23 protein-coding genes and 1 pseudogene are annotated in these 22,743 nt (G+C 62.6%); 10 read left to right on the top strand and 14 right to left on the bottom strand.

Annotation, left to right across the window (positions count from 1 at the left end):
* Positions 1 to 957, bottom strand: a complete 957-nt coding sequence (locus tag AB4061_RS30275) for a LysR substrate-binding domain-containing protein (RefSeq protein WP_441639901.1) — start codon at positions 955 to 957, stop codon at positions 1 to 3.
* Positions 958 to 1,007: 50 nt separating this feature from the next.
* On the opposite strand from AB4061_RS30275, the gene glaH reads away from it, so the two are divergent.
* Positions 1,008 to 1,937, top strand: coding sequence for a glutarate dioxygenase GlaH (gene glaH / locus AB4061_RS30280; RefSeq protein WP_441639902.1), 930 nt, complete (start codon positions 1,008 to 1,010; stop codon positions 1,935 to 1,937).
* A 117-nt stretch (positions 1,938 to 2,054) separates the two neighbouring features.
* Positions 2,055 to 3,221: pseudogene (locus AB4061_RS30285) on the top strand (alpha-hydroxy acid oxidase); the annotation flags it as partial.
* Positions 3,222 to 3,437: 216 nt separating this feature from the next.
* Here the strand turns inward: AB4061_RS30285 and AB4061_RS30290 are convergent.
* The 9 genes from AB4061_RS30290 to AB4061_RS30330 all read right to left on the bottom strand — a co-directional run bounded on the left by AB4061_RS30290 (position 3,438) and on the right by AB4061_RS30330 (position 12,394).
* Positions 3,438 to 4,418, bottom strand: coding sequence for a quinone oxidoreductase family protein (locus AB4061_RS30290; protein WP_441639903.1), 981 nt, complete (start codon positions 4,416 to 4,418; stop codon positions 3,438 to 3,440).
* A 100-nt stretch (positions 4,419 to 4,518) separates the two neighbouring features.
* A complete protein-coding gene (locus AB4061_RS30295) occupies positions 4,519 to 5,577 on the bottom strand; it encodes a 3-keto-5-aminohexanoate cleavage protein (protein WP_441639904.1) in 1,059 nt (352 codons plus the stop codon).
* A gap of 182 nt (positions 5,578 to 5,759) precedes the next feature.
* On the bottom strand, positions 5,760 to 5,933 hold the full coding sequence (locus AB4061_RS30300) for a DsbA family protein (RefSeq protein ID WP_441639905.1): 174 nt from the start codon (positions 5,931 to 5,933) through the stop codon (positions 5,760 to 5,762).
* Between the two features lie 36 nt (positions 5,934 to 5,969).
* Positions 5,970 to 6,962, bottom strand: coding sequence for a Bug family tripartite tricarboxylate transporter substrate binding protein (locus AB4061_RS30305; protein ID WP_441639906.1), 993 nt, complete (start codon positions 6,960 to 6,962; stop codon positions 5,970 to 5,972).
* 259 nt (positions 6,963 to 7,221) lie between these two features.
* Positions 7,222 to 8,928: a long-chain fatty acid--CoA ligase gene (locus AB4061_RS30310; protein ID WP_441639907.1), complete on the bottom strand. Its 1,707-nt coding sequence runs from the start codon at positions 8,926 to 8,928 to the stop codon at positions 7,222 to 7,224.
* A gap of 96 nt (positions 8,929 to 9,024) precedes the next feature.
* On the bottom strand, positions 9,025 to 10,035 hold the full coding sequence (locus tag AB4061_RS30315) for a Bug family tripartite tricarboxylate transporter substrate binding protein (RefSeq protein ID WP_441639908.1): 1,011 nt from the start codon (positions 10,033 to 10,035) through the stop codon (positions 9,025 to 9,027).
* A 114-nt stretch (positions 10,036 to 10,149) separates the two neighbouring features.
* On the bottom strand, positions 10,150 to 11,208 hold the full coding sequence (locus AB4061_RS30320) for a 3-keto-5-aminohexanoate cleavage protein (RefSeq protein ID WP_441639909.1): 1,059 nt from the start codon (positions 11,206 to 11,208) through the stop codon (positions 10,150 to 10,152).
* Between the two features lie 55 nt (positions 11,209 to 11,263).
* Positions 11,264 to 12,106, bottom strand: coding sequence for a TauD/TfdA dioxygenase family protein (locus AB4061_RS30325; protein ID WP_441639910.1), 843 nt, complete (start codon positions 12,104 to 12,106; stop codon positions 11,264 to 11,266).
* 12 nt (positions 12,107 to 12,118) lie between these two features.
* The gene (locus tag AB4061_RS30330) at positions 12,119 to 12,394 is read right to left on the bottom strand and encodes a hypothetical protein (RefSeq protein WP_441639945.1); all 276 of its coding nucleotides are present in this window, start codon (positions 12,392 to 12,394) and stop codon (positions 12,119 to 12,121) included.
* Between the two features lie 278 nt (positions 12,395 to 12,672).
* On the opposite strand from AB4061_RS30330, the gene AB4061_RS30335 reads away from it, so the two are divergent.
* On the top strand, positions 12,673 to 13,713 hold the full coding sequence (locus AB4061_RS30335; RefSeq protein WP_441639911.1) for an AraC family transcriptional regulator: 1,041 nt from the start codon (positions 12,673 to 12,675) through the stop codon (positions 13,711 to 13,713).
* 147 nt (positions 13,714 to 13,860) lie between these two features.
* Here AB4061_RS30335 and AB4061_RS30340 read toward each other — a convergent pair whose 3' ends face one another.
* Positions 13,861 to 14,046, bottom strand: coding sequence for a hypothetical protein (locus AB4061_RS30340; protein WP_441639912.1), 186 nt, complete (start codon positions 14,044 to 14,046; stop codon positions 13,861 to 13,863).
* Between the two features lie 221 nt (positions 14,047 to 14,267).
* A complete protein-coding gene (locus AB4061_RS30345) occupies positions 14,268 to 14,909 on the bottom strand; it encodes a DsbA family oxidoreductase (RefSeq protein WP_441639913.1) in 642 nt (213 codons plus the stop codon).
* Between the two features lie 277 nt (positions 14,910 to 15,186).
* Between AB4061_RS30345 and ppk1 the strand changes: the two genes are divergently transcribed.
* Positions 15,187 to 17,349 carry a polyphosphate kinase 1 gene (gene ppk1 / locus AB4061_RS30350; protein ID WP_441639914.1) on the top strand — a complete coding sequence of 721 codons (2,163 nt, stop codon included), beginning with the start codon at positions 15,187 to 15,189 and terminating at the stop codon, positions 17,347 to 17,349.
* Positions 17,350 to 17,477: 128 nt separating this feature from the next.
* Here the strand turns inward: ppk1 and AB4061_RS30355 are convergent, their stop codons facing one another.
* On the bottom strand, positions 17,478 to 17,855 hold the full coding sequence (locus AB4061_RS30355; RefSeq protein ID WP_441639915.1) for a DUF4156 domain-containing protein: 378 nt from the start codon (positions 17,853 to 17,855) through the stop codon (positions 17,478 to 17,480).
* 121 nt (positions 17,856 to 17,976) lie between these two features.
* Entirely contained in the window at positions 17,977 to 18,582 is a 606-nt protein-coding gene (locus AB4061_RS30360; RefSeq protein ID WP_441639916.1) for a porin family protein, read from the bottom strand.
* A 99-nt stretch (positions 18,583 to 18,681) separates the two neighbouring features.
* Between AB4061_RS30360 and AB4061_RS30365 the strand changes: the two genes are divergently transcribed.
* The 6 genes from AB4061_RS30365 (at position 18,682) to AB4061_RS30390 (ending at position 22,718) form a co-directional block, all read left to right on the top strand.
* The gene (locus tag AB4061_RS30365) at positions 18,682 to 19,260 is read left to right on the top strand and encodes a hypothetical protein (RefSeq protein ID WP_441639917.1); all 579 of its coding nucleotides are present in this window, start codon (positions 18,682 to 18,684) and stop codon (positions 19,258 to 19,260) included.
* Between the two features lie 26 nt (positions 19,261 to 19,286).
* A complete protein-coding gene (locus AB4061_RS30370; RefSeq protein WP_150991403.1) occupies positions 19,287 to 19,514 on the top strand; it encodes a helix-turn-helix domain-containing protein in 228 nt (75 codons plus the stop codon).
* A 238-nt stretch (positions 19,515 to 19,752) separates the two neighbouring features.
* Positions 19,753 to 20,007 (top strand): hypothetical protein, encoded by a 255-nt coding sequence (locus tag AB4061_RS30375; RefSeq protein ID WP_441639918.1) that lies wholly within the window; start codon positions 19,753 to 19,755, stop codon positions 20,005 to 20,007.
* Positions 20,008 to 20,119: 112 nt separating this feature from the next.
* Positions 20,120 to 20,428 (top strand): hypothetical protein, encoded by a 309-nt coding sequence (locus AB4061_RS30380; protein WP_441639919.1) that lies wholly within the window; start codon positions 20,120 to 20,122, stop codon positions 20,426 to 20,428.
* A gap of 231 nt (positions 20,429 to 20,659) precedes the next feature.
* On the top strand, positions 20,660 to 21,544 hold the full coding sequence (locus tag AB4061_RS30385) for a LysR substrate-binding domain-containing protein (RefSeq protein ID WP_441639920.1): 885 nt from the start codon (positions 20,660 to 20,662) through the stop codon (positions 21,542 to 21,544).
* Complete coding sequence (locus AB4061_RS30390; RefSeq protein WP_441639921.1) at positions 21,537 to 22,718, top strand: YbfB/YjiJ family MFS transporter; 1,182 nt, start codon at positions 21,537 to 21,539, stop codon at positions 22,716 to 22,718. The genes AB4061_RS30385 and AB4061_RS30390 overlap by 8 nt, the downstream gene beginning before the upstream one ends.
* Positions 22,719 to 22,743 lie beyond the last annotated feature (25 nt).

Consider the following 22,743-nt stretch of genomic DNA (forward strand, 5'->3'; position numbering starts at 1 on the left):
CTACGATGCACGGCCATTGAGAGCCTCAGTTCCGAGTTGCACAAAGGCTCGTACCGCCGGGGATATTTCCCGGCGCCTATGCGCCAGCGCCAGGTGCACTGAGAATTTGAAATCGGCGATCTGTGCGTAGAAGATGCCTGGCTGGGAGAAATTCTGCATTGACTCCGGCACGATGGCCACGCCGTATCCCGCGGACGCGAGGCAGATTGCGGAGATGAAATCCTGGACACGATATTCCAGATGAGGCGCGAACCCTCCGGCTTTGCCCAGGGCGGATAGCGCATCCCCGAAGCCTTCCTCGTCCGTAAACTGCGGGACGATGAACGATTGATCCGCTAATGCGCGCGCTGGGACCGTCCCTCGCCTTGCAAGAGGATGGCTTGCTGTCATTGCTGCCAGCAGACGCTCAGTCTGTACGACTTTCGTGATAACGCCAGCCGGATAGAGCCGCCTGGGCCTGACAATGCCCACATCAATCTGGCCATCGCTGAGCGCTTCTAGCTGCCTCGGCGTATCCATTGGCACGACTTCGATCCGGACCATCTCGTGCGATTTCCGAAACTCGCTCAGCATCGTGGACAAAAGGCCGCTGCTCGCGCCAGATGCCACATAGCCGACACGGATGACGCCAGCCAGCCCTCGTGCAGCCAGGCGTCCCACCTGGTCGGCCCGCTCAATGTGCCGCAACGCAGCGACAGCTTCGGCATGAAACAGGTGCCCCGCGTCGGTAAGTGACACYGGCTTCCTCTTGTTGCGGTTCAAGAGCGTGACGCCCAAATCTTGTTCAAGGCGTTGGATTTGGGTGCTGAGCCCTGATTGTGCGAGACCTAAGCGATCTGCCGCCTTGGCAAAGTGAAGTTCTTCCGCCACGGCGACGAAGCACTGCAACTGGCGAACATCAATCATCGTTTTAATCTCAATTTCGGAACAAAAATTACTGCTTTCCATCTGGATCATATCAAAGAATCCAGATGAAATAGCACCATACAACTCCCGGAGAGCTACCAATGAATGCCCCGCTTCCTGCGTCAGTGCTTGCCACCAATGACGAGTCCCGCTTCCAAGTGTCTGCCCACCCAGATCACCACCGCATCCTGCATGTGACCGTTGAGCGCGACGCCGTTCTTGGCTTCCTGCATGACGCACGCAAGGTCGATGTTCAAAACCTTGAGTATGTCCCCTTCATGCGCTACGGGCTCGCGGACGTACTCGCGAAGCATGTCGGCGAGGACTTCGCGACCGCCATCAACGGCATTGTGAAGGATCGGCAGCACGGTGGCTTTACGGTAGGCCTCCAGGGACTGACGACTGACGCCGACGATTTCGTTCGCTTCGGCACTGCCATTGGGCACCTCTTGGGCCCCGGCAATCACGATGCGATGTCGGGCACTTACTACGCTCGCTTCGTGGTCAAGCACACGGACGATAGCGACTCGTATTTGCGCCAAGCCTATCGACTCTTCACGATGCACACAGATGGCACCTTCGTTACCGAAGCGACGGACTGGCTGTTGATGATGAAGTTCGCAGAAGAGAATGCAAAGGGCGGGGAGTCCCGATTCTTGCATCTGGACGATTGGGAAGACCGTGACCGGTTTGTCAGTCACCGTCTCGGGACGCAGCCGTTCCTCTACAAGGCGCCGGGGTCCAAGAATGTCAGCGATAGGGTCGAGCGCCCGCTCTTCTTCCAGAACGCCTTTGGGTTGTCGATGTCCTTCATCGATCAGTTCGTACAGCCTCGCAATCGCGAGGAGGCTGCATTTCTCAACGACCTGTCGACTTCCATGGAGGCTTCGCCGGGAACAAAGGAAGTGTCGCTGCCGGTCGGCGACCTGGTTGTACTGAACAACTACTTCTACCTCCACGGGCGTGCGCCGTTCGAGAAACATGCGGCGCTGTTCCGTGAGCTGATGCGCCAGCGAGGCACGTTCGCCTGATTGTCAATGTGATCCGGCGTGGCTGATAGTGACAGCGGTTAGGCCTGATAGACGCTTCAAATCAAGATGACATCTCTAACAGAAGTTGCGGAAAGCCAAGCCGTCCCCAGTGCGGGAATGCCTGCCAAGCCTGCCTATGGCGCCAGCCGTCAGATTCATCGACGACTACGACCGATCCTCTCGCTTGCCGATTTTGAAGTCGCGGCAAAGAAGAGCCTGCCGCGCCCGATCTTTGGCTATATTGCCGGCGCCGCGGAGGATGGAAAATCGCTTGGCGCGAACAAGACGGCATTCGACGAGGTCAAGTTCCGACCCAAAGTCCTTGTCGATGTGTCGGGAAGGTCGCAAGCGACCGAGATCTTCGGGCAACGTTATGCGTCTCCATTTGGCGTGGCGCCCGTTGGAATCAGTGCGATTGCCGCTTACCGCGGCGACGTGGTCCTCGCGCAAACGGCGCGCGAGGAGCGGATACCCGCGATCATGAGCGGCACGTCCCTGATTCCAATGGAAGCCGTTCATGCGGCCGCGCCAGGCACGTGGTTTCAAGCGTACCTGCCAGGCGACGCCACTCGCAGAGACGCTCTGATTGAGCGGATTGAAGCAGCCGGGTTCGCTACGCTTGTCCTTACGGTTGATATTCCCGTTTGGGCCAACCGGGAGAATAACGTCCGTACTGGCTTCTCTTTGCCTTTGCGGCCATCCGTGCGCTTGGCACTCGATGGCATGTCCCGGCCGCGTTGGCTGGCTGGAACGTTCGCCAGAACGCTCATCTCGAGTGGGATGCCGCATTTTGAGAATTCTTTTGCGTCTCGCGGCGCCCCGATCTTGTCGGCCTCCGCCATTCGCGACACGACGGGGCGCGATCACCTGAGTTGGACGGATATCGAGCGAATCCGGCAAAGATGGCGCGGCAACCTGGTCATAAAAGGCCTTTTGCATACGTCCGACGCCGAGCGCGCTGTCGCCTTGGGCGCCGACGGCATCATTGTCTCGAATCACGGTGGGCGCCAATTGGACGGTGCCGTGGAACCGCTTGCAGTATTGCCGGAGATTTGTGAGGCCGTCGCGCACAAGACAACCGTCATGATGGACAGCGGTATCCGGCGAGGCGGTGATGTGCTCAAAGCGTTGGCACTAGGAGCCCGCTTTGTCTTCCTGGGGCGACCTTTTATTTACGCTGCGGCCGTTGGGGGAGCCGAAGGCGTACGCCACGCCATCACACTTTTGCGCGATGAGGTCGACCGAAACATGGCCATGCTTGGCGCGAAGACCATCGCAGACGTGAACGACGCCGTCATCGTCCACGGCCACGGAGCCGCCCGGTTTGTGTCGCGTTTCCCTACTTCCGTGTAGCCCGCATCGCCAAACGCATGGTCCTCGTGGCCATGCAGCAATGCACACCATGCATTGCTGCATGGCGTCATGTACTCGGGCATGAGCACGCGTACCCAAACCGGCTGGCTTAAGCCACGCGGCGTCACTCGGATCTGAGGGAAACCTTCAAATCACGAAAATGGACGAGCCCGTGGTCTTTCGAGCCTCCAGGTCCCGATGTGCCTGCACGGCGTCCTCCAAGGCATAGCGCTGATTGATCTCGATGCGGATGCGCCCTGCCGCCACGTGGCCAAATAGCTCGTCGATCAGTTCCGCCTTTTCGGCCGGATCGGCAATGTAGTCGGCCAGGCCCGGGCGGGTCAGGTAGAGCGAGCCCTTGCGGGCCAGGATTTGCGGATCGAACGGCGGGATTGTGCCGGAGGCGGTACCGACGCAGACCATCAGGCCGCGGCGCTTGAGCGAGTCCAGCGAGGACATGAAGGTGGCCTTGCCCACGCTGTCGAAAACCACGGAYACGCCCACGCCGTCCGTCAGTTCCCGCACGCGCTTGGCGACATCCTCATGGCTGTAGTTGATCGTGTGATCACAGCCGTGGGCGCGCGCGACTTCGGCCTTGGCATCCGTCGACACCGTGCCGATCACCGTCAGCCCGAGCAATTTGGCCCATTGCGAAACGATCAGGCCAACACCGCCTGCCGCGGCATGCAGCAGCACAGCCTCACCTGCCACGAAGGGGTAGATCCGGCGCACCAGGTAGGAGGCGGACAAGCCCCGCATGGTCATGGCCGCCGCAGCTTCGCAACTGATGGCCTCCGGCAGCTTGATCAGCAGCGCGGCAGAAATCAACCGCTCAGTGCTGTAGGCGCCTAGCGTGTTGACAAAGCCCGTGTAGGTCACACGGTCGCCGACCGCCAGCTGGGTCACACCGGCACCAACTGCCTCGACCACACCGGCTGCCTCGTTACCGACGCCGCTGGGCAGCGGAACCTGGTAAGTGCCGCCACGGAAGTAGGTGTCGGCAAAGTTCAGGCCCACGGCCACGTGACGAACGCGGACCTCTCCCGGTCCCGGTTCACCAACCTCAGCGTCTTCAAGACGAAGGACCTCGGGGCCGCCCGTTTCGTAGAATTTAACGACTTTCGCCATGTTGTCTCCTGTTCTGTATCAATCATTACGATTGCCACAGTCGGCTTGAGAAAGCTGACTGTGGTCTCTCCCGGTTGGCAGTCATGCTTACCGAGACGCTTTAGGCGGGCTTGCGCAGAAATCCCTGGTTGCCACCGTTACGATTGGGGGCGAAACCATTGGCCTGAAGCGTCTCTTCCGCCGTGCCGTAGAAGACCCCAATCTGCATGATCTCTCGTGCCTGTTTCGCCGTCGCTATGGGGCGGCCAAATTCGCCGGCGATACGCACCAATTGCTTGATCTGCTCGACGGAGGTGCTCTTTCCCGTGCGGGTCTGGTTCCAGAGCACATCCTCGATGCCGCACCGCACATGCAGGCCCAAAGCCATGCCGATCATATTCACGGGCAGCACATTCAGCACCGAACTCTCCACCGTTATCACCGCTCCGTCGGGCGCGGCACGCAGGAAGTTGGCCAGGTTGTAGATGTTCGCTTGATCCATGCCGCCGCTGATAGCCACCCAGTTCATCACCAGTGGCCCTTTGTAGACGCCGCGGCGAATCATCCGCTCAATCGTTTCAAAGCTGTTGATGTTGTAGCACTGAAACTCGCTTTGGATTCCGGCGGCTGTCAGGCGCCGGATATGCTCCTCGACCCAGCTAGGGTTCGAAGGCACGATCATGTCCTTGTAGGTTGCATAGAGGTGCGGGAATCCCCGCGAGACCCCCTTGAAGTCATCCAGACCAGCATGCTCTGTCACATTCATCTGCGTGGTGTTGACGGTCACCGTCACCTGGTCGGGCTTCGGATCGAGTTCGGCCAGCATATGCCGCGTGTCGTCGGAGAGCCATTTGGCTGCGGAGCCATCGTCCTCGGGCGCAAAGCTGATCGAGCCACCCACCTGAATGACCATCTCGGGCACGGCCTTGCGCACCCCGGCGATCAGCTCATTGAACATGGACAGGCGCTTGCTGCCCCTGCCATCGGGTTCGCGCACATGCAGATGCAGCACGGTGGCACCGGCTTCGTAGCAATCCACCGCCTTCTGGATCTGCTCCTCCATTGTGACAGGGATATCTTCCGGAAAGTCTGAGGGAATCCAGCCCGGCGCATAGGGAGCGGCCGTGATGATCAGAGGCTGCTGGTTCTCGGGATACAGGTGGCCGTCAAGGAAGTTCATGATGATGGATCTCCAAGATGAAATGTGAATATTGAGAATGTCGAACTAGATGAGCGAGCTGTAGAACCCCATGTGCAGCGCCATCTTCGGCACGGCGGTACGCGAGCGAATCTCCCTTAACCGGTTGATGTCAGCGTGTCCTTCGCGCCAGTGAATCATCTGGCCTGCCACCGCCTCCCGCTTTACCTTGCACGTCTTGAGCTTGCCTTTTTATGACACATGCGGGCAACTGCTGAACGCAGATTACGCAACCCAATCCAGCACCAAGGGCATATCAGGTCAAGATAAAAATCAACGCGCAGAGTTCGCGACGATCCAGGGGCAGGGCCCGCACCCGAAAGTCCAGAGCAATTCACGCAATAACTCCTTAGCCCCCGGCCGGGAGCCGTCTCTTATTCTTCGAGCCTGATCCCCGCGTCGTTGGCGATCTTCGTCCAGACTTGCAGATCGCTCTGGACGATCTCGGCCAGCTGCGCGGAGGACTTTACCGGTGGCGGCTCGAAGTTCTGCCTCTTCATCAGGGCCGCGATCTCCGGCAACGCCTGCACCTTGTTGACCTCATCTGCCAACCGCTTCACGATCGCCGGACTGGTTCCGGCCGGCGCGAACATGCCGAACCATCCCACGGTGCCAAACTTGTAGCCCTGTTCGCCCATCGTCCTGACGTTGGCAAGCTGGGGAGACCGCACGTTGCCCACATTGGCAATGCCGCGCACCTTCCCGGAACGCAGGAACGGAACCGCCACGCTGGGATCGGTCCAGCCGATCTTGAGCACACCCGAGGAAAGTTCAGTGAGCAGTTGACTGGAGGTCCGATATGCAACGTGTTCGGTCTTCATGCCGGTCTGCTTCTTCAACCATTCCATCGTCAGGTGCGCGGACGACCCGGTGCCCCAGCTTCCATAGCTGTACTTATCCGGATTTGCCTTCACGAACTCGATGAGTCCAGGCAAGTCATAGACCGGCAGATCCGGGCTCACCAGCAGCAACACCCCACCCACCGCCGTCTGTGCGATCGGCATGAGGCTCTTTCTTGCCTCCTGGGAAATGGACTTGATGACTGCTGGCGCAACCACCATGTTGGACGCCGTTGTGTAGAGAATCGTGTAGCCATCCGGCGCCGCCTTGAGGACGGCGTTGGTCCCAATCACCCCGCTGCCACCCGGCCGGTTCTCTACCACCACAGCCTGCTTCAGCGATTCGGAAAGGCGTTGAGCCATGACCCGCGCCAGCGAGTCGGTTCCCGATCCGGCGGACGAGGGCACGATCATTTGAATCGGGCGCGCGGGCCAGGCTTCCTGTGCCTGGACCGGGCCTGGTGCGCACAAGGCAATGATTGTCTCGGCACACAGCGCAACTGCGAGCAGCTTTTTCAGTAGTGACATCGTCTCCCCCACCTTTTTGGACTACGACCCAGCCTGCCAAGTGCTGCGTGCCTCACCGAAGCAACCGCGCGAAGCAATCGCGCGACGAGCCATTTCCACCTGCCCAGGCTATCGTTGGCGCGATCATAGCAGTCATGATTTTTATTGTCGACATAAATAAACATAAGGGGCAGACTTGCTCACAATCGCTATCCTTTCAGGCCAGCAGCCTGGCGCACGGCGCGCCTGACGCTCCACAGCCTTCGGCGCGCAGGCACCTTCACGCGCCGGCCACGGCCTGTGCATTCTCGGCCTCCTGAAGCTGGCGCCACATCACCTTGCCGGTGCCCGACTTCGGCAGTGCCTCAACGAATTCCACCGTACGCGGGCACTTGTAGGCCGCCATGTTCTCCTTGGCCCATTCGATGATGTCCTCCGACGTGGTCTTGCCCTTGGCATGGGCGCGCAGCACCACCACCGCCTTGACGGTCTCGCCGCGGTACGGGTCGCGCGTGCCGATGATGCAGGCTTCCTGGACGTCGGGATGCTTGTACAGCAGGTTCTCCACCTCGGCGGGCCATACTTTGAAGCCCGACGCATTGATCATGCGCTTGAGCCGGTCGGTGATGAAGTAGTAGCCCTCTTCGTCCATGCGGCCCAGGTCGCCGGTGCGGAAGAAGGTCTTGCCTTCGATCTCAACGAAGGCGTCGCGGGTGGCATCGTCCTTGCCCCAGTAACCCTTGAACACCTGCGGACCGCTGACGATGATCTCGCCGATCTCGTTGGGCGGCAGTTCCTTGAGCGTGACGGGGTCCACCACGCGTGCGTCCAGGTTGGATGTCGGCAGCCCGAGGCACTGCAGCTTGGGCCTGGCTGCCGGATTGACGTGCGTCGCGGCCATGGTTTCGGATAGACCGTAACCCTCCAGGAAACTCAGGCCGAGCGCTCCGCGCAGGCGGTTGGCCACCGCCTCTGGCATCGCCGCACCGCCGCCGCCAATATGGTGCAGGCTGGACAGGTCGAACTCCGCCACGTTCGGGCTGGCCAGAAAATCGACCACCATGGTGGGATTGCAGGTCCAATGGGTGATCCGATGCCGCGAAATCAGCCGGCCCGCCACTTCGCGGTCCCAGCGCGGCAGCATCACCACGGTGGCGCCGCTGTAGATGGGAACGTCCATGCCGTGTTGCATGCCGCTCACATGGAACAACGGCAGCACCGACAGGGACACGGACTCGGGCCTGCTGTCATACCAGGCCCGGCCGCCCACCACGCTCTGCATGACCGAGCGATGGGTGTGGACGCAGCCCTTGGGGAACCCGGTGGTCCCCGAGGTGTACGGCATCACCGCCATGTCGTCGGGCGCCGCTGTATGCGGTCCGGGTAACAGGCTGGCGCCGAGCGCCTCGGTCCATCGCATGGCGCCGGCTGGCCACGGATGCGACATGGTCAGCCAGGCTGGCGGCGTGTCTTCCGCAAACTCGTGGCTGGGCGGCAGCGCGTCGGCATACGAGGTCACCAGCAAATGCTGCAGCCTGTTGGCCAACGCGAGCTCACCCGTCGCCCGCTCCGCAACGCAGGCCAGGTCCGCGGAGCAGATTGCCACGCGTGCCCCTGCGTCGGCGACGTAGTGCCTGAATTCCTCGGCACGGTTCATCGGATTAACCGGCACCACCACGGCATCGGCGCGCAGGATGGCGTAGTAGCTGACGATGAACTGCGGGCAATTCTGCATATACAACAGCACCCGATCGCCCTTCTTCACGCCACACTTCTGCTGCAGCCAGCCTGCCAGCGCGGTGGCCTGGGTATGTAATTCCCGAAAACTGGTGGCGTTGCCGAAATAGCGGATTCCGGCCTTGTCCGGATAGCGGTGCGCGGACACATCGAGGTTGGCCCAGAGCGAGGTCTGCGGCAGCACCAGGCCGGGTAGGCCCGGCCTGGACTGGATTAGCTGGTCCGCGCGCGCAGGGGGCGCATTTTGCATGGTGTTTTTCTCTGTGAATGACAGTGTCTTCGGCCCCGCCATCGCGCGCTCGACGGCGGCTACGCCCACCGGGCGGCTCAGACTCAGGCTGGCAGATCACTCCGCAACGAAGTGAATCGAACGCAGGAGTTCCCCCTGCCGCTCGTAGGCGGCGCGGGCTTCCTTCGAAAGCGCATCGCTGCTCAGCGGCAGCCCCGCTTCCATCCCCATGGCTGTGATCCGGTCCCGAGTGCCCTGCTGCTGCAAAACCTGGAGCGTGACGGCGCGGATCTTTTCCTGCACCGCATCCGGTACGTCGGGCGGCGCCCAGAGGCCCATCCAGCCGGATTCGGTCATGGCGGGATAGCCAAGCTCGGCGAAGGTCGGCACGTCGGGCAGGGCCGGAATCCGCTTCGGATAGGCCACGGCATAGGCCTTGAGCTTGCCAGCACTGATGAGGGGAAGCGATGTTGCCAGCCCGTCAAACATCAAAGGAACATGGCCACCCATGACATCCTGCAGCGCGGGCGGCGAGCCCTTGTAGCCAACGTGGTCCATATCGAGACCAGCCAGTCGGTTGAACTGCACGCCCATGGTCTGCCCCCGCATGCCCGTGGCATAGGATGCGTAGTCGACCTTTCCAGGATTGCTTTTGACGTAGGAAACAAGCTCGCTCAGGTTCTTCGCGGGCAGCTTCGGGTTGCCGACGAGGACTAGCCCCGTCCTGGCGACCTGAGCAATCGGCTTCAGGTCCTTGAAGGGGTTGAACGACACCTTGACGGCAAGGGGTGTCTCGGAGACGATGCCGCCCTGAATCAGCAGGAGCGTGTAGCCATCGTGCGGCGAAGACAACAGTGCGCCCACGGCGATCGCCCCGGCGGCGCCAGGTCTTGACTCGACAATCACGGGCTTGCCGAAGGCATGGGTCATGCCCTCGGCAAGCAAACGCCCGAGCGTGTCGGCAGTGCCGCCGGCCGGGCCGCCGACCACGATCCTGATGGGCTTCGCCGGCCACGCCTGGGCATAGGCGGTTGACGGGAGCACGGCTGGCAACGCGAGCGACAGCGCAAGGCCGAACATAGATGACAGCGACGCCCTGCGGTGCGCCGACAGTTCTACTTGATTCACTTTTGTCTCCGAAATTGCGAGGGTTGGTCAGGGCAGAGACCGGCTTCATCGAGAGCCGGCTACTTTCCGCCCTTGCCCTTCTGTTGACTGAGCGTCTGTTCCAACCGGCCCGAATCAGGCGGCCTTGCGCAGGAAGCCCTGGTTGCCGCCATTGCGGTTCGGCGCGAAGCCGTTGGCAGCCAGCGTCTCCTCGACGGTGTCATAGAACACGCCAATCTTCTGGATGTCGCGCGCTTCCTGAGCCGTTGCCACTTTGCGGCCGAATTCATTCGCGATGCGCACAAGCTGCTCGATCTGCTTCACCGTGCTCATCTTGCCCGTGCGCGACTGGTTCCAGAGGCAGTCCTCGGTGCCGCAACGCACATGCAAGCCTGAGGCAATACCCATCATGTTGACAGGAAGCACGTTGCGCACAGAGCTTTCAACTGTAAGCACCGCGCCATCCGGGACGGCGCGAACCATGTTGGCGAGATTAAAGATGCTGGGTGCATCCATGCCGCCGCTGATAGCCACCCAATTCATGACCAGCGGGCCCTTGTAGACGCCACGCCGAATCAGCCGCTCCACGGATTCGAAGCTATTGATGTTGTAACACTGGAAGGCACTCTGGATACCGGCTGCGGTAAGGCGGCGGATGTGTTCTTCGACCCAGCCAGGCTGGGCGGGGACCGTCATTTCCTTGTACGCGTTGAAGATCGCGGGATTCTCACGCGAGGTGCCCTTGAAATCCGCGAGTTCCGCATGCTCCGTCACGTTCATCTGAGACGTGTTCACCGTGACGGTCACCTGGTCCGGAACGGGGTCAAGTTCGGCCAGCATGTGACGCGTGTCGTCGGACAGCCACTTGGCGGCAGCTCCCTCATTTTCGGGCGCGAAACTGATCGACCCGCCCACCTGGATGATCATCTCCGGCACAGCCTTGCGTACCCCGGCAATCAGCTCGTTGAACTTGGACAGACGCTTCGAGCCTTTGCCATCGAGTTCGCGCACATGCAGGTGCAGCACAGTCGCGCCGGCGTTGTAGCAGTCCACCGCCTTCTGGATCTGGTCTTCCATCGTCACCGGGATGTCTTCCGGGAAATCGGACGGCAGCCAACCCGGTGCGTAGGGCGCCGCAGTGATGATCAGCGGCTGCTGATTTTCAGGGAACAGGGATCCATCGAGGTAGTTCATGGCATGTCTCCATTTACAAATGGTGGGGGCAAGGCTTGGCTGCGGCTGGCGCGCCTCAGAACGGCTTGTCGCCGATGATCGCTGCGCGCTCCATCTTGCGCGGGGCCGGCCAGTAATCCTGTACCGCGTAGTGCTGGGTGCAGCGGTTGTCCCAAATGGCCACGCTGTTAGGCCGCCAGCGGAACCGCACCTGGTATTCAGGAATCGCCGCCTGGCTGATCAAGTAGTTCAGCAGATGGCTCGCGCCCGGAGTCTTGTCCTGTCCGTAGCGCACGTTCTCTGGGGTATGGAAGTTCGCGAAATGCGTGGAAAAGCCGCAGACGTAGAGCACCTTCTCGCCAGTCTCCGGATGCGTGCGCACCACGGGATGTTCGACCATGGGGTATTGCGCGGCAAGCTTGGCGCGATTTTCCGGGCTCATCGCCGCGCCGAATGAATGTTCGATGCCATGCTTGGCGCGCAGGCCGGCAATGCGCTCCTTGATTTCCTCGGGCAGGTTCTCGTAGGCCGCGGCCATGTTCACCCAGATGGTGTCGCCGCCGACCGGCGGGCATTCGATGCAACGCAGGACGCAGCCCATCGTTGGGGTTTCGCGCCAGCTGCCGTCGGTGTGGTAGCTGTTCTCGTAGTTCTCGCGCTTGTCGCTGCGATAGATCTGTACCAGGCCGGGATGATCCGGGTCGCTGCCGGCGACCGGGTGGTCCTCCAGTTCGCCAAAACGGCGGGCGAAGGCCACGTGATCGGCCCGRCTGATATCCTGGTCCCGCAGGAACAGCACCTTGTGCTTGAGCAGCAGCGCCTTGATCTCGGCAAACAACGCGTTATCGCGCGCTGCATCGGCCAGGTTGACGCCGCCGATTTCGGCTCCGATGGTGCAGGTAAGAGGTTCTACGTGCATGGAGAGCTTCCTTTACACAACAAAAATTGACGAGCCGGCGGTCTTGCGCGATTCCAGGTCCCGATGGGCCTGGACCGCGTCCTGCAGCGCATAGCGCTGATCGATCCCGGTGCCGTTGGGCAGCGGCACGGGGTAAGTGCCACTAGGGAAATACGTGTCGGCGTAGCTCGGACGCACCGCGCCGTGCTGGTTTCGCGCCTCGCCGGGACCCGGCTCGCCAACCTCGGCATCCTTGTAACGGAGGGCCTCTGGCCCTCCCACCTCAACCATGCGAACGGCTTTTGCCAATTCCGTCTCCTGTTGTCGTCTATTGCTGCCGCCACTATCATTCGGTAGCCTGAGTTGATTGTCGGCTCTCGCATGCGCAGGACCTTTGACAAGCCACGCCAGAAATTGACCATCCATGACAGTGGATTCCCGGCCTGAGTCACTGCGCGGAAAAGCGGCGCCGGCGGCGTATGCAATGCATGACCGATACTGGCAGCCAAGCGAAGGCCAGCGGCTTCATCGGTAGATTGCGCAGGCCTTCGATCAACCTGACTATCCCTCTTCGGAAAGTGCCCCCTATGACCGTCCTGGTTCGCAGCGCCTCCCTCACGAAGTACTCCGGGATCGCTCGCGCCGCGGGTATCGACCCGGTGCAGATGGTTTCCCATGTCGGCCTGGACCGGGAATGCCTGCACACGCCCGACCTGCGCATCCCCGAATTCCGGCTCGCGGAGGTGCTCGAGACATCCGCGCGAATCACTGGCTGCCATTCGCTCGGGCTGCTCATGGGCGAATCGTGGCGGTTATCCGACTTCGGCCCGGTCGGCCTGACGCTGCAGCATCAGCCCACACTGCGGGATGCGCTGGCCGAGGTCGAGCGTTATCGCCACCTGCTCAGCGACTCTGTCGCGACGCAGTTCACCGAGCATGCGAATATTGCGGTCCTGCGAGTGACGTTGCTGACTGGCAGGCAGCAACCCGGCCGGCAGGCGATGGAGTTGACGGTAGGCGCGGTGCTTTGCCTGATCCGCGCCATACTTGGCGCCCAATGGAAACCCCGCTGCGTGCACTTTTCGCATGCAGCCCCTGCGGACCTGCGGGTGCACCATCGCCTGTTCGGCCGGCAGGTCGAATTTGGCTGCGAATTCGATGGCCTGGTCCTGTCGAGCCAGGATCTGGATCGAGTGAACCCCCTGGCCGATGCCAGCCTGGCCAAGTACGCCAGGGGATTCCTTGACCTTCAATCGCCATCGAATGAGCACTCCGTAGCGGCTGACGTACGGCGGGCAATTCACCTGCTGCTGCCGCGCGGCCGCAGCGCAGTGGAACAGGTTGCGCAGAACCTGGGGGTCAGCCCGAGGACGCTGCAGCGCCAACTGGAGCAACGCGGGGAAACATTCTCGGGCCTGGTCAATCAGGTACGGTGCGAACTGGCCGAGCGCTATCTGCAGAGCCGGCAGCAGTCCATATCGCGTACGGCGGATCTGCTTGGCTTTTCAGAGGTGAGCGCGTTCACGCGATGGTTTGGAGCGCAGTTTGGGAAACCGCCGACACGGTGGATGAAGGAGGGAAGGCAAATCGTCTCGCAGGAAGACGCCAATCCTCCAATGCAGGATTGAGCGCCGGAGCTATCGGATGCGCCGCTGCGCCAGCCCGCGAGACACCCATAAAAAAACCGGCCCCGCTGCGCTCCGACGGAGCGGCGTATAGGCCGGTCTTGCTGCGCGGGAGACGCCTCCCGCCATGCGATGCCGCTACGTGAACGATCAGCCGTTCGCGTAGACGATCTTTGCCTTGCGTGCCTGGTTCTGCAGGCGGCTCAGCATATGCTGGACGGCGGAGATGGCGCTCTTCACGTCTGCCACCAGGCTGGGGCTGCGGGGACCAAGTTCGCGCTCGATCAGATCGCGTTCCATTTGGTCGGTCATCTTGATGTCGCTTTGCGTGTTCATGGCTTCTTTCCTTCAGGGATTACCCTCATCGGGTTTTCCCTAATCATAGCAAAGGAAATGACGCAATGCAGCATTAGGTGATAGTACGTATGCAGAAAGGCAACGCTTTGCAGGGAGCAAGCCTCGAGCGCCTCAGCCTGCGCGACGCGCCGAGACCCCGTGCGCAGGACGTCCATGGCTGCGGGGCTTGGCGCAGCCGTCATGGATAGTCATGTGCCCCTTCAGCCTTTTGCCAGCACCTCCCGAATGGCATTCTCGAACACCTCCACCGGCTGCCCGCCGCTCACCAGGTATTGGTCATTGAAGATGATCGAGGGCACGGAACGGATGCCCATGTCCTGATAGTGCTTCTCCATCTCACGGACTTCCGCCGCATAGGCGTCGCCGGACAGCACCGTACGTGCCTTCTCGGCGTCCAGGCCGGCCGCAGCCGCCGCCTCGACGAGAACCTCGTGATTGCTGGAATCCTTGGACTCCGTGAAATACGCACGGAACAGCGCCATCTTCAGCGCCAGCTGACGCCCTTCCAGGTTTGCCCAGTGCAACAGCCGATGCGCGTCGAACGTGTTGTACACGCGGGTACGAGAGCCAAACTCAAAGCCGACGTCGGCGCCACGCTGGCGGATCATGGCCTGGCTTTGCACAATTTCCTCCTCGGCGCGGCCATACTTGCGCGCCATGTAATCCTGGATCGATTCACCTCCCGGCCCCATGTCCGGATTGAGCTCAAATGGGCGAAGCGTAATGTCTGCCGAAACGTCATCGCCAAGCCGCGCCAGCGCCTGTTGCAGCGAACTCAGGCCGACGGCGCACCACGGGCACGCGACGTCGGAGACAAAATCGATTTTCAGCGTCTTTTGCATTGTGTTTTCTCGGTGTCAGTCCATCACTGCGCGACAGGGTAGCTGCAATTGCCATTGGGTGCAGGGCCTCACTCCCAGCAGGGTTTTCCCGCAAAGCAACCACAACCAGACGCCCCCTCCCCGGCATCTGTCCGTGGCCCGCCAGCCACACGGCCCTCGCGCAGATCGGGAAACGTGCTCCGTGCCCACTCCTCAAGCGGCGCGGCGCGCGGTAATATCTTTCCAACAGGTCATCGGTGCACGATGATCCATTCCCAGAGAAGGATTGAAGCGAATCATGGAAGAAGGCTCGGCAGCTCCACTTGAGATCGCCCCTTCCCTGCCCCTGGTACCGAGTGACGTTCACGGCGCTCCATCGGACTTCCTCGCCAGTGCCAGCACCAACCTCGGCGCCAACGCACCGCAGCTCTTCCTGAACCGTGAGGCCAGCCAGCTGGAGTTCCACCGGCGCGTGCTCGCCCAGGCCGAGAACCGCGACATCCCGCTGTTGGAGCGATTGCGCTTTCTCTGCATCTTCAGCAGCAACCTGGACGAGTTCTTCGAGATCCGCGTTGCCGGCCTGAAGGAGAAGATCAAGCTGCAAGCGCCGGCGACCACAGGCCCGGATGGACTGGACGTGCGGCAGATCTACGCGCTTGTCAGCGCCCGCACGCACAAGCTGGTCGCGGAACAGTACCGCCTGTTCAACGAAGTGCTGGTTCCGGACCTGGACCGCGAGGGAATCCGCTTCCTGCGCCGTCCGCACTGGACGCAGGAACAGGGCGAGTGGATCCGCAGTTATTTCTTCCGCGAGCTGATGCCGGTGCTCACCCCCATCGGCCTGGACCCGGCGCATCCGTTTCCGCGCGTGCTCAACAAGAGCCTGAACTTCGCCGTGGAGCTCGAAGGCAAGGATGCCTTTGGCCGGGAGGCGAACGCGGCCATCGTGCAGGCGCCCCGGGCCCTGCCCCGCGTGATCCTGCTGCCCAAGGAGATTTCCGGCTGCGAACACGGCTTCGTGTTCCTGTCGTCCATCCTGCATGCCCACGTCTGCGAGCTGTTTCCCGGCATGCGCGTGCGCGGCTGCTATCAGTTCCGCGTCACCCGCAACAGCGAACTGTTCGTCGACGAGGAAGAAATCAAGAACCTGCGCGATGCGCTGCAGGGCGAGCTGCCGCAGCGGCATTTTGGCGATGCGGTGCGGCTCGAAGTCGCGGACAACTGCTCAGAGGAGATGACGCGCTTCCTGCAAAACCAGTTCGGCCTGGAAGATGCCGAGGTGTTCTCGGTGAATGGCCCGGTCAACCTGGTGCGCTTGCTGCCGGTTCCTGACAGCGTGGACCGCGATGACCTGAAGTACCCGCCGTGCCGCCCCGGCCTGCCCAAGGCGCTGCAGGACCAGCCCGACATGTTCCGCGCCATCCGCGACGGCGATATCCTGCTGCACCATCCGTACCAGTCGTTTTCGCCCGTGGTGGATTTCATCCGCCAGGCTGCCGAAGATCCGGAGGTGATGGCCATCAAGCAGACGGTGTACCGCGCCGGCAACGACTCAGCCCTGCTGGAGACGCTGATCGGCGCCGCTCGCAGAGGCAAGGAAGTCAGCGTGGTGGTGGAGTTGCTCGCCCGCTTCGATGAGCAAGCCAATATCAACTGGGCAGCCCAGCTTGAAGAAGCCGGCGCGCACGTGGTGTACGGCGTGGTTGGCTACAAGGCCCACGCCAAGATGGCCATGGTGGTGCGCCGCGAAGGAAAAAAGCTCAGGCGCTACGCGCATATCAGCACCGGCAACTATCACTCGCAGACGGCCAGGAGCTTCACGGACTTCGGCCTGTTTACCTGCAAGGAAGCGCTCGTCGACGATGTGGCCAACGTGTTCTCCCAACTGACCGGGCTGGGCCATCCCGGCACGCTGGCGCACTTCTGGCAATCGCCGTTCACCATGCATACGGCGCTGCTCGAAGCCATCCGCCGCGAAGGCAAGCACGCCAAGGCTGGCCGCAAGGGATTGATCATCGCCAAGATGAACGCCTTGCTGGAGCCCAAGCTCATCCAGGCCCTGTACCAGGCATCCGGCGATGGCGCGCGGATCGAGCTGATCGTGCGCGGGGCCTGCGCATTGCGTCCTGGCATTCCGGGCCTGTCGGAGAATATCCGTGTTCGCTCCGTGCTTGGCCAGTTCCTGGAACATGCGCGGATCTTCTACTTCTACAACGACAAGGCCGAAGACGTGCGGCTATCGAGCGCCGACTGGATGGACCGCGACTTCTTCCGGCGCATCGAGGTCTGCTTCCCCGTGCTGGACAAAGCCCTCAAGGATCGCGTGATCGAGGAAGGGCTGAAGGTCTACCTGAAGGACAACCGCGACACCTGGGAAATGGACGCGGACGGCAACTACCGGCGCAAGCGGGGCCGCCAGCCGGTATCCGCGCAGGACATCCTCAGAGAGAAGCTGGCCTGATCCCTGTTCGCGCCGCCCCCCGTCGGGGCGGCCCGGAAGCGCCCCTGGCGGTCGCACCGGGCATCGTTGAAGCGCATGTCAGCCCCCGAATGCGCCAGCGTGGCCACCCTGGCCACCGCCCCGACGCGCTAGTGCGCACCTGGGGACGCGCAGCGATACACGTTGCCCGACAGCGTCACATTGGTTTGTTCCAGGCGATCCCTGCTGCCGGTCTGGCCTGCGCGCTGGGTGAGCAGGTACACCAGATTGCCGCCCATTGCCGCTGCCTTGTTCTTGATGTCATTGCGTGCACCGGTTTCCAGATCCGCATTGGCCGTGATGGCGCCCCGCACAAAATCGCCCTGGCTGCCGGTCACGTCGCCAAGATAGGTGCATCCGGCGGCAGGCTCGTTGTGGGTGATCCTGACCGCCGATGCGGCCGGGCTGGCAAGCTGGGTTGGCGCACAGCCGGCGAGCGCGCAGCTAGCCGCGATCCATGCAACGCCTGCGATTGTCCTGATGGTCATAGCTATTGAAGTATTGAATGATTGGTAGCGCCACGGCGCTTGCGCGGCAAGGCGGCGCGTGTGATTTGCGTCGCCGGCGCCAAGGCCCCGGGGTCATTGGCACCAGTGCGATGCGCCTGCCTCAGCGAAACAGGTAGTCCACGCCAAGCGACACCGCCTGGCTCTTGACCGAAGCATCGTTGCCCTTCCAGCTGAGCTTGCCGTAGTTCATGTACTGCATCCGCAAGCGCCAGTTCTGCGTGACCGCATAGGACGCGCCCACCCCCAGGCTGATAAGCCCCTGCGACTTGTTGCCCGATGCGAGATCGCCCGAGCGCCGGCCATGCATGTAATTGACACCGGCGATGCCCAGCAGCGAAAAACGCTCGGTCAGGGGCAGGTGGCCCACTACGTTGACGGACAAGGCGTTCACGTCGAATTTGTCGTTAGCGTTGCCATTCTTGGCCACGACCCGGCCAAGGCTGGCTAGCGAGCCTTCGACCGACACATAGGGCGAGAACTGATAGCCGCCCCGCAAGCCAAATCCAACGTTGTTGGACGATCCGCCCGCCCATCCGGGCGTGCTCGTACTGACTTTGTCGCGGGCAATATCGAGGTCGCCGCCGACGTACCAATAGTTGGCGGCGAGTTCCGCGGCTGCGGCATGCGCGGGCACAGCCGACAAAAGCATCAACATGGCAGCAGGCGCGATGGGAAAGCGGCGGCCAGGGAAGGCGAGAGAACGCATATAATTTAATCTCCAACGAATATAAATTACCGTAAAACGATAAAGTATTTCTGTTTTACAGTAATTTTTTGCCATGCGCAATCCCTTCAGGAGACCGGCATGCCGAACCCCCTTTCCCTTTCCTTGCCCGCTGACGGCGCGTTAACGCGCGTTAGTGTCATCGCGCACCGCATGCAGTGGCTGACACTTTGCTGCGCCGTCGTGACGACGGCCGGCCTGATCGCCTTCTGGTTCTTGCTTCCCGATGCGGAGCTGGACCGGAACCTGCGCGCGTTCCTGGCCGGGCCTGCGCCAGGCGGGCAGTTGCTGGTGTCGATGCCGTACCGGTTGCTCGGGCTGGCCATCACGAGCGCGGCCACGGCTTTGCTGGTCAGTGGACTGATGCAAGCGCACAGGCTGTTCGCGGCCCTGGCGAGCGGCGCGGTCCTGACCCTGGAGACGGCCGTGCGCCTGCGCCGCGTGGCGCTGGTGGTGACGGCGTTCAGCGGGGTGGTTCCGCTGACCAAGACGGTGCTGGCCATGGCCCTGGCCAGCACGGCGGCCAACGGCCCCTACATGGTGGTGATCATCACCTTCGGCGACGTGATGCTGGGCTTGCTGGGCGGCTTGCTGCTGGCCATCGGCTGGGCGATGGTCGAGGCCGCGCGCGTCGCGCTGGAGAATGAGAGCTTTGTTTGAGTTTGCGTTTGAGGCCCCCTGACCCTATGACTATCCTCGTCCGGCTTGATGTCCTGCTTGCTGAGCGCAAGATGAAATCGCGCGAGCTCGCCCAGTACATCGGCATCACCGAGCCCAATCTCTCCTTGCTGAAATCCGGCAAGGTCAAGGGCATCCGTTTCGATACGCTGGAGAAGATCTGCGAGGCGCTGAAATGCCAGCCGGGCGACCTGCTTGAGTACCGCGCCGATACACCTGGCGAAGATCAGGCCTGATCGCCTCGCCTATCCCGCCAGCGCGGCCCGCGCTGGCCGGGTGAACTGCAAACAATTGTCTCGCCCCCGCTGCCGCATTTCCGCCAGATCGGCGCCAGATCGGCCACCCGCCTGGCCTTACGGCCTGCGCAACCACCGGGCTCCCCCCAATCGAGTGATACCGCGCCGAGAGTGATCTTGCGCATACTCGCACTTTCTTGAACTACTCGCCCCCAAGCGGGCGCGAAGCAAGGTGCTTATGCTGATCCTCATCTACTGCAGTTATGCGGTTGCCTGCATCTTCGCGCTCTGGAGAGCGGCGCGCTGGGTGGAAAAGCACCACCCGGCCCTGCGCGACAACCACCCGCCTCGGCATGACACGCGCCCAGCCTGCAAGCCCCCGGAAGAGAACCTGCCTGCGAGCCAGCGCTGCCACCTGGAGATGCCGCCCGCCGCGCCCGCCTGCCTGGCGCAACACCCCGACGCCAGCGCTGGCGCCTGCATGGTCCTGTAGCCCCCTGGACGGTGGCCCGTATCTGGTCCTCGGCATTCATCCTTGAAAAAACCAGATTACTGTATATATTTACAGTACCTGTATGGATGAACAGTAGTAACGGGAGCCGATCATGGAACACCTGGTCCGGGTACAGAACGAATACGACAGGCAGGTCCTGGCCTGGTTGCGCGAACGCGTAGGCGATGCGGCGGTGCAAGCCGCGGCGCAACGGCTGGCGGGAGACCGCAAGCCCTACCTGTCAACGATCTGCCGCAGCCTGAACATCACGCCACCGGCCCGCCGCACCCTGCGCGCCCAGTCGAACCGGGCCAGCCGGGAGGTTGGGGACCGCTACCTTGCGTCGATCCGTGCGCTCCTGGCGCGGCCGGCACCGGCACAGCGGCATTCTCAGCATCAACCCGCGCAACCCCAACCCTAGCAATATCGGGATCCGCATTAGTCCCGCGGCTTAGGTACATGGCGGGCCTGCGCCCGTTCAGACAGCACAAGCGTCCGCTTCGCGATGCGCGTGGCATCGCGCAGCAGAGTGCTTTTCCCGCTCCACCCACCCTGCTGGCATCAGGGCTTTCTTGACTTATCGTTTCCCATAGATGATAGTAAATTGAAATTTGTTCTCTTTTTAAGAATAAATTTCAACCAAAGGATTGCCGTGGATCTGGCCGAACTTGAGATTTTCCGGGCCGTCGCGCTTGAAGAAAGCGTCACGCGGGCTGCCAAGACCTTGGACCGCGTGCAGTCGAATGTCACCACGCGCGTCAAGCAGCTCGAAGAGGAGCTCGGCGTCGCCCTGTTCCTGCGCGACAGCAAGCGCATGACCCTGACGCCGCAAGGCCAGCGCTTCCTGGGCTACACCGAGCGGTTGCTGGCGCTGGCCGAGGAGGCCCGCCAATCCATGCGCGGCGATGCGCCCTCGGGCACGCTGCGCGTGGGCAGCATGGAAAGCTCGGCCGCCAGCCGGCTGCCCCGCCCGCTGGCGCGCTATCACGGCAAATGGCCGGACGTGCGGATCGAGATCCAGACCGGCACCACGCAAGCCCTGATCGACGCACTGCTGGCGCATCGCATCGACTGCGCCGTGGTGGCCCATCCTTCCGAGGGCGCGCCGGACACGCTGGATATGGACGTGCTCGGCCCCGGCCTGGAAGGCACGTTCCTGTTCTCCGAAGAACTGCTGCTGGTGCTGCCGCACAGCCATCCGCCGGTGCGCACGCCGCAGGACATCAAGCTGCGCAGCCTGGCCACGTTCTCCCGCGGCTGCACGTACCGCCTGTGTGCCGAGGCCTGGCTGGCCAGCGGCGAAGGCCCCCGGCTGGCGCTGAACGTGCTGGAACTGGCGTCTTACCACGCGATCCTGGCCTGCGTGACGGCGGGCTCGGCCGTGGCCATCCTGCCGAGGTCACTGCTGGCGCTGCACCCCGATGCCGCGAGCCTGCAAACCGTGCCCGTGCGGGTCGCGCACACATTGCTGGTGCGCCGTTCGGGTTTTGCCACGTCGGCATACGCGGCGTTTCTTCAGGAGCTGCAGCATGGCTAGGATCAGAACCCTCACGCCAGCGCCGCAATCCTTGGGCAATGCCATGGCGCCCTGGATGCCCTCGATGGCCACCGCGCTGGTGCTGGCGGTGGGCATGGGCTTCGGGCGCTTTGCGTTTACCGGCATGTATCCGCTGATGGTGCGCGAAGGCCTGCTGAGCGTCAGCGCCGGCTCGCTGGCCGCGTCCGCAAACTATGCAGGCTATCTCGTGGGCGCCCTAGCGGTCAGCCGCATGCCGCAGCGCGTTGCGCCGCGCTTTTGCCGCATCGCCCTCTTCGGCACCGCCCTGTGCCTGCTGGCGCTGGCAGTGCCGGCCGCGCCCTGGTTCTTTATCGGCGTGCGCTTCCTGGCGGGCGTGCTCAGCGCCATCGCGCTGATCTGCGCGTCCGTGTGGCTGTTCCAGGTGGTAGGACATCCGCATGGCGCGCCGCTATTGTTCTCGGGTGTCGGTGCCGGCATCCTGCTGTCCGCCGAGCTCATTGCCGCCGGCAACCTGGCCGGTTGGCACAGTCCCTTGCTGTGGCTGGCAATCGGCGGTGGCGCCGCTGTGCTGAGCTTGCTGGCATGGCCGTATCTTGCGGGCCGCGTGTTGGCACCCCAACCGCATGCCAGTGCCAACGCCGGTGCCGCGGACGAGGCCAATGGCAACGGCCCTGGTCCGTGGCCGCTGGTGGCCAGCTACGGGCTGGCGGGGTTCGGCTATATCGTCACGGCAACCTACCTGCCGCTCTTTGTGCGCGACGCGCTCGGCCACGTCGACCCGATCCATATCTGGGCCGCGTTCGGGCTTGGCGCGGCTCCTTCGTGTTTTCTCTGGCATGCGCTGCACGGCCGCCTTGGCACCCGGCGCGCGCTCGCGCTCAACCTGCTGGTGCAGGCGGTGGGCGTGATCCTGCCCGCGCTCAGCCACTCGGCCGCGGCCTACCTGGCTAGCGCGCTGCTGGTGGGTGGCACCTTCGTTGGCACCGTGACCATCGCCATGCCCGCCGCGAAACGCGTGGCCCACCGCGTGACATTCAACCTGCTTGCCATCATGACCGCCGCCTATGGCGTAGGCCAGATTGCCGGCCCGCTGGTATCCGATGCGCTGATGGCGCACAGCCATAGCTTCAGCGGCCCGCTTGCCGCCGCCGCTGCCGCGCTGCTGGCCTCTGCCGTCTTCTGCTTCCTGTGAAGGCCATCGCACGCCCGGCGCACGG

It is taken from the genome of Cupriavidus sp. YAF13, assembly GCF_052113425.1.
Taxonomy (GTDB): domain Bacteria; phylum Pseudomonadota; class Gammaproteobacteria; order Burkholderiales; family Burkholderiaceae; genus Cupriavidus.

Bases quoted from the DNA above. Each gene is read 5' to 3' on its own strand.
- AB4061_RS30305 (WP_441639906.1), bottom strand. From the start codon at position 6,962: ATGTCACTACTGAAAAAGCTGCTCGCAGTTGCGCTGTGTGCCGAGACA.
- AB4061_RS30335 (WP_441639911.1), top strand. From the start codon at position 12,673: ATGACCGTCCTGGTTCGCAGCGCCTCCCTCACGAAGTACTCCGGGATC.
- AB4061_RS30370 (WP_150991403.1), top strand. From the start codon at position 19,287: ATGACTATCCTCGTCCGGCTTGATGTCCTGCTTGCTGAGCGCAAGATG.
- glaH (WP_441639902.1), top strand. From the start codon at position 1,008: ATGAATGCCCCGCTTCCTGCGTCAGTGCTTGCCACCAATGACGAGTCC.
- ppk1 (WP_441639914.1), top strand. From the start codon at position 15,187: ATGGAAGAAGGCTCGGCAGCTCCACTTGAGATCGCCCCTTCCCTGCCC.
- AB4061_RS30295 (WP_441639904.1), bottom strand. From the start codon at position 5,577: ATGAACTTCCTTGACGGCCACCTGTATCCCGAGAACCAGCAGCCTCTG.
- AB4061_RS30320 (WP_441639909.1), bottom strand. From the start codon at position 11,208: ATGAACTACCTCGATGGATCCCTGTTCCCTGAAAATCAGCAGCCGCTG.
- AB4061_RS30380 (WP_441639919.1), top strand. From the start codon at position 20,120: ATGGAACACCTGGTCCGGGTACAGAACGAATACGACAGGCAGGTCCTG.
- AB4061_RS30360 (WP_441639916.1), bottom strand. From the start codon at position 18,582: ATGCGTTCTCTCGCCTTCCCTGGCCGCCGCTTTCCCATCGCGCCTGCT.
- AB4061_RS30355 (WP_441639915.1), bottom strand. From the start codon at position 17,855: ATGACCATCAGGACAATCGCAGGCGTTGCATGGATCGCGGCTAGCTGC.
- AB4061_RS30340 (WP_441639912.1), bottom strand. From the start codon at position 14,046: ATGAACACGCAAAGCGACATCAAGATGACCGACCAAATGGAACGCGAT.
- AB4061_RS30390 (WP_441639921.1), top strand. From the start codon at position 21,537: ATGGCTAGGATCAGAACCCTCACGCCAGCGCCGCAATCCTTGGGCAAT.
- AB4061_RS30365 (WP_441639917.1), top strand. From the start codon at position 18,682: ATGCCGAACCCCCTTTCCCTTTCCTTGCCCGCTGACGGCGCGTTAACG.
- AB4061_RS30375 (WP_441639918.1), top strand. From the start codon at position 19,753: ATGCTGATCCTCATCTACTGCAGTTATGCGGTTGCCTGCATCTTCGCG.
- AB4061_RS30345 (WP_441639913.1), bottom strand. From the start codon at position 14,909: ATGCAAAAGACGCTGAAAATCGATTTTGTCTCCGACGTCGCGTGCCCG.
- AB4061_RS30310 (WP_441639907.1), bottom strand. From the start codon at position 8,928: ATGCAAAATGCGCCCCCTGCGCGCGCGGACCAGCTAATCCAGTCCAGG.